The sequence below is a fragment of the Frankia sp. AgB1.9 genome (genome assembly GCF_016786355.1).
GTDB lineage: Bacteria > Actinomycetota > Actinomycetes > Frankiales > Frankiaceae > Pseudofrankia.
This window is the reverse complement of record NZ_JADWYX010000040.1, coordinates 68056-78633: the sequence shown is the minus strand read 5'-3', so window position 1 is coordinate 78633 and position 10578 is coordinate 68056. Positions and strand designations below refer to the sequence as shown.

The window sequence follows — 10578 nt, the reverse complement described above, 5'->3', positions numbered from 1 at the left end:
CGTAGCAGTGGGGTGGGGAGCAGGCCGCGTTCGAGCCGGGCGTTCTCCTCGGCTCGCAGCTGCGACTCGTGCAGGTCACGGGCAGCCTGCTCGGCGGCCCGTCGTTCGAGCGCGTACCGCACGGCGCGGACCAGGGTCCTGCCGCTGATCTCGCCCTTGACCAGGTAGTCCTGGGCGCCGGCCGCCATGGCCACGACGCCGCGGTGCTCGTCGTCCAGACCGGTCAGGACGACGATCGCGGCGTCCGGGGCGATGGCGCGCAGGGTCTCCAGCGCGGACAGGCCGTGGCTGTCCGGCAGCCCGAGGTCGAGCAGGATGCACCGGGCCCCGGCGGCCTTGGCCCGAGCCTCGGCGATGCTGGCGGCGCGCAGCAGCCGGATCGGGGTCGTTGTCTCCCGGAGCAGTTCCTCGACGAGGAACGCGTCGGCGTCGTCGTCCTCGACGAGCAGCACCGGCCAGGCGGTCTCGGGGGACCCGGCCGCGACCTGTGCCGGCAGCTCGGCCACGCTCTGCATGGGAGTTCGGGAACGCCTTCCGGGTGAGGGTCCGCGACCCCCCGGTCAGCGGCGGCGCCGTCGGCCATCGCCCACTTAACCCGAGACGAGGGGGTACTGCTACACCCCTAGGGGTGCCCGCGCACCGGTCGGCCGGCGCGGACCGCAGGCGCGGCCAGCCGTGGCCCCGCGTCATCGCGTCAGGTGATCCGGCGGTCGGCGGCCCAGCGGGTGAGCTGATGGCGGCTGGACAGCCGCAGCTTGCGCAGGACGTTGGACGCGTGGGTCTCGACGGTCTTGACCGAGATGAACAGCTCGGCGGCGATCTCCTTGTACGCGTAGCCGCGGGCCAGCAGCCGCAGCACCTCCCGCTCGCGCGGGGTGAGCTGGTCGAAATCGGCGTCGGGGGCCGCCGCGGCGGCGGGTGGCGCGTTCGACGCGTCCCGGAAGGCGTCCAGGACGAAGCCCGCGAGGCGCGGGCTGAACACCACGTCCCCGCCCGCCACCCGTTCGACGGCGTCGGCCAGCTCGTCCGCGGAGATCGTCTTGGTGACGTAGCCCCGGGCGCCCGCGCGGATCAGCGCGATGACGTCCTCGGCCGCGTCCGAGACGGACAGCACCAGGAACCGGGTGTCGGGCAGGCGCTCGCCCACCTGCCGCAGGACGGCCAGGCCGCCGCCGTCCGGCATGTGCACGTCGAGCAGCACCACCTGCGGCCGGCTCGCGACGATGCCGGCGACGGCCTCGGCCGGCGTCGCCGCCTCGCCGACGACCTCGACCCGGCCGCCGAGCTCGGCGCGGACGCCGGCCCGGAACATCGCGTGGTCGTCGACCAGGTAAACCGTCGTCATCGCCGCATCCTTATCGCCGCATCCTGATCGCCACCTCGGTTCCGCCGCCGGGACTGCTGCGGATCGAGACCGTGCCACCGTTGCGCTCGACCCGGCCGATGATCGAGCCGCGCACGCCCTGACGGTCCTCGGCGACCGCGCCGGGCTCGAAGCCGACCCCACGGTCCCGGACGAAGACGCTGACCGCGTCGGCCTCGACCTCGGCGTAGAGCGAGATGTCGGTGGCACCGGAATGCCGGGCGGCGTTGACCATCGCCTCGCGGGCGGCGGCGCAGGCCGCCGCGAGCGCGTCGTCGAGGGCGAGGTCGCCGACCACGACGACGTCGATCTTGACCGCGTAGGCGTCCTCGACCTCGGCGGCGGCCGTGCGCAGCTCCGTGTCGAGCTGGCCGCCGGCCGCGCGGGTCCCGTAGAGCAGGCCGCGAAGCTCGCGCTCCTGGCCGCGGGCGAGGCGGGTCACCTCGCGCGGCGAGTCGGCGTTGCGCTGGATGAGGGCGAGGGTCTGCAGGACGGAGTCGTGCAGGTGGGCGGCGAGGTCGGCCCGTTCCTGGCCGCGGATCCGTTCGGCGCGTTCGGCGCCGAGCTGTGACGTCAGCCGGATCCACCACGGCCCGCCGAGCAGGGCCAGGCCGACCACGGTCACTCCGATCGCCCACAGCCCGTCCCGCAGCGTGTTCACGTTCGCCCGGTGCAGGACGAGGACACCCCCGGCGACCACCAGGGCGGCCCCGAGGAGCAGGCGCAGCCGTCCCATCCGGTCGGCGGTCGGCGCGCCGAAGGTGCTGCGTGACGCCCGCAGCCAGCGTTCGCGGTCCGGGCCGGCCGCCTGGCGCCAGATCGTCGCCCCGCCGAGGCAGGCCAGCAGGGTCGGCACGAACAGCGAGCCGCCGGCGATCCGGCTGGCGAGCAGCGCGATGGCCCCGAGGACGACGACCCCGAGCAGCACGGCCTCGACGGGCCGTGGCAGCCGCGACCGCCGGGCCCCCTCCGGCGTGGGCAGCACGATCCAGTAGGTCGCGTAGAGGGCGACGCCGAGGCCTCCGCTGGCTGCCAGGACGAGGAAGAGCAGCGTGACCGTGCGTCGCCGCAGGCCCGTGTGCAGCGCGATCCCCGTGATGACCCCGCCGGCCAGCCCCACATCCGGACGCCGGTAGAGGACGCGGCTGGGGGGCTGGCTCGGGGTCACACAGCCATGATTCCGGCTCCGGCGGCCCTCGGGTATCGGGAGTCGCCCCGAGCCACGCCCTCAGGGTCGAAATCAGGGGTTCACCGGATGCGCCGACCCCATCACGCCGGCAACCTGTATCCACTATGAGCACAGATCCAGAACCCCCGGCGGCGCCGCCCACTGCCCCGCCGACAGCCCCGCCCGCCGCTCCACCCACTGCCCCGCGGCGCCAGCTACGTCGCAGCTCCACCGACCGCGTCCTCGCCGGTGTCGCCAGCGGGCTCGGCGAGTACACCAGTGTCGACCCGGTGTTGTTTCGGGTCCTGTTCGCCGTCGCCGCCATCTTCGGCGGGGCCGGCGCCCTCGCCTACCTGATCGCGTGGGCGGTCATCCCGGTCGAGGGCACCGGGTACACGCCGCTCGACGGCTGGGTCGAGCGTCTGCGCCGCCACCACATCCCGCCGTGGCTGGTGGCGGTCGTCTGCGGGCTGCTGCTGTGGAGCCTCGCCTTCAGCTGGTGGTCGCCGCACCCGCCGTGGCCGCTGCTGGTGCTCGTCCTCGTGCCGCTGCTGCTGGTCGGGACGCGGGACGGCGGCTGGCGCCGACCGACCCGGCCCGCGCCGCGCGCCACCGGCGAGCCGCCGGCCTCGGGGGACCGGCCGGGTTCGGGACAGGCCGCGACCTCGGAGGACCTGTGGACCTCGGTCGACGCGCCGGCCGTGAGCCTCGACAAGGGCGCGGCCTCGCCGGCCTGGGCGACCGAGGCGCGGGCCTGGCTCGGTGAGGCCCGGCAGGCGTCCCGGGAACGGCACCGGCGGTCGTGGCCGCTGCGGGTGGCCGCGCTCACGACGCTGGTGGCCGCGCTGACCGTCCTCGGGGTGACCGACGCGCTGGTCGGGATCTGGCTGCCGGTCTACTTCTGGGTCATCGGTGGAGTCGCCCTGGTCGCGCTGCTGGTCGGCGGGGTGCTGCGGCGCCTGCCGTGGTCGCTGCTCCCGCTGCTGCTCGTCGGCGCCCTCGGCACCGCCGCGTTCGGCGGCAGCCACGCGAGCCTGCACGACGGGATCGGCCAGCAGGTCTGGACGCCGGCCACGGCCGCCGACGTGCGCGGCGACTACCGCCTCGCCTTCGGCCAGGGCGTGCTGGACCTGCGCCGCCTCACGCCGACGTCGGCCCACGACATCCACGTCACCCTCGGCGCGGGGCAGGTCCGGGTGCTCCTGCCCACGGGGATGAACGCGACCGTCCGGGCCAACGTGCGCTTCGGCGACGTCACCGTCGACGGCCTCAACTCGTTCGCGAGCGTCAGCCACGGCTGGGGGGAGCGGCACCGTGGCGTCGGGACGAACGAGACCGTCCTGCCGCCGTACGGCACCAAGGGCGCCCCGGTGACGATCTACGTGAAGGTCGCCGACGGCAACGTGTCGGTCGCCCACGGCTGACCCGCCGCCGCCGGCGGGTGCTCGGGCTGTCCGAGCACCCGCCGTCGCCGGTCATCCGGTGTTGCGCAGGCCGGCGGCGATGCCGTTGATGGTCAGCAGCAGGGCCCGGCGCAGGCGGGGGTCGATCTCGCCCCCGGGGTCGGCCTGGGCGGCGGCGCGGGAGCGGGCGAGCAGTGAGACCTGCAGCGCGTGCAGCGGGGCGAGGTAGAGGTCGCGCACCTCCAGTGTCTGGCGCAGCACCGGGGCGTGCTCCAGCAGCGTCGAGGCCCCGGTGACGGCCAGCACCTCGGCGACGGTGCGCTCGTGCTCGGCGCGGATCACCTCGAACGGGCCGGCCTTCTCGGCGGGGACCAGCGTGGTGACGTAGTCGGAGGCGATCCGCAGGTCGGTCTTCGCCAGCGTCATCGACACGTTGCTCAGGAACGTGCGGAAGAAGTGCCACGACCGGTACATCTCGGCCAGCGTGTCGCCCGCGCCGGCCGCCCGGGCGGCCGCGAGCCCGGTCCCCAGGCCGAACCAGCCGGGCAGGATGATCCTCGACTGGGTCCAGCCGAACACCCATGGGATCGCGCGCAGGTCCTCCAGCCCGCCGACACCGCCCGGCCGGCGGGACGGCCGGGAGCCGATGTTGAGGTGGCCCAGCTCGTCGACGGGCGTCGCCGCGAGGAAGAACGGCACCAGTGCCGGGTCGGTCGTCAGCGCCCGGTAGGCGGTGCGGGCCGAGTCGGCGACCGCCTCCATCGCCTGGTCCCACTCGGCCAGCACGTCCAGCGGCTGGCGGGACTCCCGGTGCAGGATCGACGCCTCCAGCACGGCGGCCAGCGCGATCTCCAGGTTGTGCCGGGCGAGCTGGGGGAGCGTGTACTTGTCCGAGATCACCTCGCCCTGCTCGGTGACCTTGATCGGGCCGTCGAGGGTGCCGAACGGCTGGGCGAGGATCGCCTCGCCGGTCGGGCCGCCGCCCCGGCCGACCGAGCCGCCGCGGCCGTGGAACAGCCGCAGCACGACGCCGTGCCGGCGGGCCACGTCACGCAGCTCGCGCTGGGCCCGGTGGATCTCCCACTGGGACGCGGTGATGCCGGCGTCCTTCGAGGAGTCCGAGTAGCCGAGCATGATCTCCTGAAGGTCGCCCCGGGCGGCGACCACCGCCCGGTAGGACCGGTCGGCGAGCATCCCGTCGAGCAGCCGGCCGGCGGCGCGCAGCTCGGCGACGGTCTCGAACAGCGGCACGAACCCGATCCGCGCCCGCGCGCCGGCGCCGGGGGCGATCTCGACCAGGCCGGCCTCCCTGGCGAGCACGACGACCGCGAGGATGTCGTCCACGTCGCGGGTCATCGACACGATGTAGCTCTCGATGACGTCCTCGCCGAACCGGTCGAGCGCGACCCGGATCGTGGCGAACAGGTCCAGCACGGCGGCCGCGGTCGGGTCGGCCGGGACGGGCGCCGCGGCCCCGGACAGCGGCCGGCGTCCCGCCAGCTCCCGGGACAGCAGCGCGATCCGCTCGTGCCGGTCGAGGTCCGCGTACGGGCGGGGCAGCTCGCCGAGCCGGTCGTAGAGCGCGCCGAGCGCCGCGTGGTGGCGCTCGGCGTGCTCACGGATGTCGAGCGTCGCGAGCGACATCCCGACCGCCGCGGCGACCCTGATCGTGCGCCGCAGCGGCCCGTCGGCCACCAGCTGGCCCCGGTTGTCCATCAGCGACCGGTGCATGACGGTCAGGTCGGCGAGCAGGCCGCGCAGGCTCAGGTAGTCGCGGCCGGGCACGTGCGCGGTGCCGGCGGCCAGCCGGTCGCGGGTGGCGGCCAGCCTTGCGCGCAGGTAGCTGGCCTTCAGCCGGTACGGCTCGGCGGCGTTGAGGCGGATGAACCGGTCGTAGACCTCCGGATGGGCCGCCCGGTCGGCGTCGAGGCTGGCCACCAGCTCGTCGCTGACCTCGACGACCCGCGTCGAGGCCGTCAGATCCTTGATCAGGCCGTCGACGGCCCCCAGCAGCACCCGGATGCCGAACTCGTGCTGCAGCGTGAGCACGTCGAGCGTCACGGCGGGGGTGACGTTCGGGTTGCCGTCCCGGTCGCCGCCGGCCCACGTGCCGAACCGCAGCGGCCGGGCGGTGATCGGCAGCCCGGCCCCGACCTGCGCGAGCGCGCCGTCGAGCTCCTCCAGCAGGCCTGGCAACACGTCGGTGGCGATCGAGGTCAGGTAGTAAGCGGCCGAGCGGGCCTCGTCGGTGGGCTTCGGGCGCTCGACCCGCAGCTCGTCGGTCTGCCACAGCACGTCGACGGCCTCGGCGAGCCGGCGGCCCACGACGGCCCGGCGGGACGGATGCGCGCGCGGGTCGTCGGCCGCGTCGAGCAGCTCGGCGATCCCGCGCAGCACGTCGAGCACCGACCGGCGGCTCGCCTCCGTCGGGTGCGCGGTGAACACCGGGCGAAGCTCCAGGCGGCTCACCACCTGGGCGGGCAGCGCCGGGTCGAGCTGGCCCGCGGACACCGCGGCCGCGATCCGGGCGCCCGTCTCCTCGATCGCGCCCCGCGGGCGGTCGGCGAGCTCGCGGGCCCGGTGCAGCTGCTCGGTGATGTTGGCGAGCTGGAAGTAGGCGGTGAACGCCCGGGCCAGCACGATCGCGGTCGGGTGGTCGACGTCCGCGAGCACCCGGTGCAGGTCGGCGCGGTCGCCGCTGTCGCGGGCCAGCGCGCGCACCCGCTCTACGAGCTCCAGCAGCTGGGCGCCCTCGTGCCGGGTCAGCGACTCGCCGAGCAGCTGGCCGAGCCGGCGCACGCCGGCCCGCACCCCGGCGTGCCGCACATCCGAGGCGACTCCGCCGGCGAACGTCCCGGCGTCCAGGCCCTGCCCGGAGTTCACGCCCTGCTCGGTGTCCGGCCCGGGATCGCTCCCGGCGCCGCTCGTCCGTGCCTCGCCGCGGTGATCCATCGCCGTCACGCCGCCTCCGGTGGTCTTGTGTGCGCGCTGGCCATGCTTGCGCCTTCAGGTGTCCGGCCTGTTTCAGGACCGCGGGTCGCCGCCATCAGGTGGCGGAAAGGCGCGGGTCTCGTCGTACAGCCGCTGGTGGGCGGCGCGGACCCGGTCGGGGTCGACCTTCAGGACGGTCCGGTCGTAGGTCAGCAGGCCGTTGCGTTCGCCCTCGACGTCCGTCGCCTGGGTGTAGACGGCGATGCTGAGGCCCTGATCGCGAGCCAGCGCGCGCAGCTCGTCGACCATGCCCAGATAGCGGTCGGTGAGCCCGTCCGGCGAGGCTGCCCACTCGTAGCTGAACCCGGTCGCCCCGCCCCAGTCGTGGCCGGTCAGGGCGAGTCCGAGGCCGCCGAACTCGCCGAGCGCCCGGCAGCGGCCGGCCGAGGCCGGGACGGCGGCCGGGCCGGGATAGGCGTGCAGGTCAGCGACGTGGCCGGCACCCCCGTCGACCCAGTCGTTACCGGGGTCGGCGCTGCCGCTGTTCTCGCTGACCAGGCGGGTCGGGTCGAGGTCGCGGACCGTCCGGGCGATCCGCGCGACGTCGTACTGCCCCCAGCCCTCGTTGAACGGGACCCAGCCGATGACGGACGGGAAGGGGCTGCACTGCTCGACGACCGCTCGCAGCTCGGCCTCGAACTGGCGGCGGGCGGCCTCGTCCGGCTCCCGGTCGTGCGGCATGGACGGCATGTCCTGCCAGACGAGCAGGCCGAGCCGGTCGGCCCAGTGGTACCAGCGCGCCGGTTCGACCTTGGCGTGCTTGCGGACGCAGGTGAAACCGAGCTCCTTCGCAACCTCGAGGTCGCGCCGGAGATCGTCGTCTGTCGGGGCCGTGTACACCCCGTCGGGCCAGTAGCCCTGGTCCAGCAGCCCGAGCTGGAAGACGAACCGGCCGTTGAGCAGCGGCCGTGGCTCGCCGGCCACCTCCGTCACCTCGATGGACCGCATGCCCACGTAGCCGTCCACCCGGTCGGGCTGGCCGGTCTGGTCGGGCGCGCCGGGCTGGCCGGGCTGGCTGTCGGCGAGCGTGACGGTCACGCCGTAGAGGAAGGGGTCGTCGGGCGACCAGGGCCGGACGTTCGGTATCGCCACGGCGAACTGCCGCCCGCTGGTGCCGGAGCCGGTCGCGACCGTCTCGGCGTCGGCCGCCAGGCCGGCGCGCACCTCGACCCGGACGGGGACGTCGGCGCCTGGCCGGCTCGTCCCAGGATCGGCGGCCGCCTCGACCGCGTGCACCTGTACGTGAACCACCCCGGCGGCCAGGTCCGGGGTGAGCGCGAGCCGGGTGATGTGGCGGGACGGGGTCGGCTCCAGCCAGACGGTCTGCCAGATCCCCGAGGCGGCGGTGTAGAAGATCCCGCCCGGGTTGCGGCGCTGCTTGCCCAGCGGCTGGCCGCCACCGTCCGTCGGGTCCAGGACGTGGACCAGTACCTCTTCCTCGCCCCAGGTCAGGGCCGGCGTGATGTCGAAGCTGAAGGCGTCGTAGCCGCCGCGGTGCGCGCCCACCTCGACGCCGTTGACCCACACGCGGCATTCCCAGTCCACCGCGCCGAAATGCAGGTGAACCCGTCCGGCGGCCCATTCTGGCGGCGCCCGGAACGTGCGGCGGTACCACATCCGCTCATATCCGGTCCCGATGCCGGACAGCCTCGACTCGACCGGGAACGGGACCACGATCCGGCCCGGCAGCCGCCGCCCGACCGGGGGACCGCCGGACTCGTCGAGATCGTCCGGCTCCCGCCCACCCCAGAACTCCCACGGGCCGTTCAGTGACAGCCAGGACGCGCGGACGAGGTGCGGACGCGGGTACTCCGGCAACGGCCGCCGTGCGGCGGTCACGCGCGACCAGGCGGCCGCCAGCTTTCTGCCGGGCACGCCCCGAATGCTAGAAGGTCGCACCCGCCGGCCGGGCCCGCCGGCGGTTTTCCGGCCGGGCGGGTCTCAGTACGGGTGACGGTCGGGCTTGCCGCTCCAGGTCGCGTACGCCTTCCCGCCCAGCTCGGGGCTGAGCTGCTCGACGTGGATCGAGCGCTCGTCAAGCGGGCGGCTGAAGTCCTCGTACTGAAAGGCGTCGTCGAATCCGATCGTCCTGGTCGCGTCGAGGTCGCTGCTGTAGTAGACGTCGTCGATCCGGGACCAGTAGATCGCGCTCATGCACATCGGGCACGGGATGCCTGCCGTGTAAAGCGAATAGCCCAGCAGCATCCGGGCCCGCTCGGGAACCCGGTCCGGGGAGCCGGGCGGCCGGGGGACCAGCTTCAGCGTCGTGTGGTTCTGCTCGTCCGGGCTGATCGTCGGCCCGTCCGGATTCAGCACCTGGATCGCCTTGCGGATGCACTCGACCTCGGCGTGCGCGGTGGGATCCCCGGTCAGCAGGACGCGGTTCTGGCCGCGGGCGACGATGTCACCGTCCTTCGCGATGACGGCGCCGAAGGGTCCGCCCCAGCCGTTCTCGACCGACTGGACCGCCAACCGCGTGGCCTCGCTCATCAGCGCTTTCTTGTCCATGTTCGCCCCGTTTCCGCTGGCCGTCTCTCCTGCCGAGACCGGCATACCCAGACTGATGCCGGCTGTAGCGCCGACCGGAGGCAGACAAAGCGGAGAAGAGGGAACGGCGGGGCGCTGCGGTTCTTCCTCCGATCTACTCTCCGCGTGGTGGAGGTTTCGCGGCACGATGGCGTCGGCGGCGTTTCCGGTGGTGGCGCCGCAACCGCCGTCGTGACGGTCGACGTGCGCGAAGGGCGTGAACGCGACTACCTGCGCTGGCAGCGCAGAACGGACGACGCGGCGCGCCTGCGCGCCGGCTTCGAGGCCGTCGAGCTCTACCCGCCGGCCTCGGACGACGACCACTCCTGGGTCGTGGTGTTCCGGTTCGGGACGGTCGGCGAGCTGCGCGGCTGGCTGGACTCGCCGGACCGCCGGCGCCTGCTCGACGAGGGCCGCGACCTGTTCAGCGGCCCGGGCAGCCAGGAGATCCTCGCGGGTGACCCGCCCGACCAGGCCACCGTCACGGCGGTCGTCGCGCATGACGTCCGGCCGGGCCATGAGGCGGGCTTTCTGGCCTGGCAGGAGAAGGCGCACAAGGTTCAGAAGGCCACGGCCGGGTTTCGGGGCTATGAGCTCTTCCGACCCGTTCCCGGGGTACAGGAAAGATGGGTCGCGGTCTTCCGGTACGACTCGATGCGCCACCTGGAGGAATGGCTCGGCTCGCCCGCGCGACGCCAGCTGATCGACGACGGCCAGGCCCATATCACCGGATTCGACGTCCGGAAGGTGGGCTCCGCGTTCAGCGGCTGGTTCCGGTTCGGCGAGGCTCGCGGCAGCGACGAGCAGGCGCCGCCCAGCTGGAAACAGGCGATGATGGTCCTGCTCGCGCTCTACCCCACGGTCATGGTGCTGAGCATCACCGTCAGCGACGCACTGACCGGGGCCCGACTACCCGATTTCCTCGTCTTCTTCATCGGCAACATCCTGAGCGTCGCCGCGCTGACCTGGCTTCTCATGCCGTTGGCGAACCGGGCTTTCGGGTTCTGGCTGGTGCCCGGGGTGGCCAGAACCTGGCGGCGCAATGCCCTGGGCGCGGCCCTCGTCGTCGCCTGCTATGGGCTCGCGCTGCTGGTGTTCGGGCTGACGACCGCCTGAGGACCGCGCCG

General features: G+C 73.9%; 8 protein-coding genes. 2 read left to right on the top strand and 6 right to left on the bottom strand.

Going from position 1 to position 10578, the window contains the following annotated elements; all coding sequences use genetic code 11:
- The 3 genes from I6A60_RS18055 to I6A60_RS18045 all read right to left on the bottom strand — a co-directional run.
- On the bottom strand, positions 1-515 hold a 515-nt coding region (locus I6A60_RS18055; RefSeq protein ID WP_203022330.1), incomplete at its 3' end, for a response regulator.
- A gap of 179 nt (positions 516-694) precedes the next feature.
- On the bottom strand, positions 695-1345 hold the full coding sequence (locus I6A60_RS18050) for a response regulator transcription factor (RefSeq protein ID WP_203022331.1): 651 nt from the start codon (positions 1343-1345) through the stop codon (positions 695-697).
- A gap of 10 nt (positions 1346-1355) precedes the next feature.
- Complete coding sequence (locus I6A60_RS18045) at positions 1356-2531, bottom strand: ATP-binding protein (protein ID WP_203022332.1); 1176 nt, start codon at positions 2529-2531, stop codon at positions 1356-1358.
- Between the two features lie 125 nt (positions 2532-2656).
- Here I6A60_RS18045 and I6A60_RS18040 point away from each other — a divergent pair, with 125 nt between their 5' ends.
- Positions 2657-3955 carry a PspC domain-containing protein gene (locus I6A60_RS18040; RefSeq protein WP_203022333.1) on the top strand — a complete coding sequence of 433 codons (1299 nt, stop codon included), beginning with the start codon at positions 2657-2659 and terminating at the stop codon, positions 3953-3955.
- A gap of 51 nt (positions 3956-4006) precedes the next feature.
- Here I6A60_RS18040 and ppc read toward each other — a convergent pair whose 3' ends face one another.
- The 3 genes from ppc to I6A60_RS18025 form a co-directional block, all read right to left on the bottom strand.
- Positions 4007-6886: a phosphoenolpyruvate carboxylase gene (gene ppc, locus I6A60_RS18035; protein WP_238435698.1), complete on the bottom strand. Its 2880-nt coding sequence runs from the start codon at positions 6884-6886 to the stop codon at positions 4007-4009.
- Positions 6887-6958: 72 nt separating this feature from the next.
- Entirely contained in the window at positions 6959-8800 is a 1842-nt protein-coding gene (locus I6A60_RS18030) for a sugar-binding domain-containing protein (RefSeq protein WP_307873742.1), read from the bottom strand.
- A 66-nt stretch (positions 8801-8866) separates the two neighbouring features.
- A complete protein-coding gene (locus I6A60_RS18025; RefSeq protein WP_203022335.1) occupies positions 8867-9433 on the bottom strand; it encodes a nucleoside deaminase in 567 nt (188 codons plus the stop codon).
- A gap of 144 nt (positions 9434-9577) precedes the next feature.
- On the opposite strand from I6A60_RS18025, the gene I6A60_RS41765 reads away from it, so the two are divergent.
- A complete protein-coding gene (locus I6A60_RS41765; RefSeq protein ID WP_203022336.1) occupies positions 9578-10567 on the top strand; it encodes an antibiotic biosynthesis monooxygenase in 990 nt (329 codons plus the stop codon).
- Positions 10568-10578: the final 11 nt, after the last annotated feature.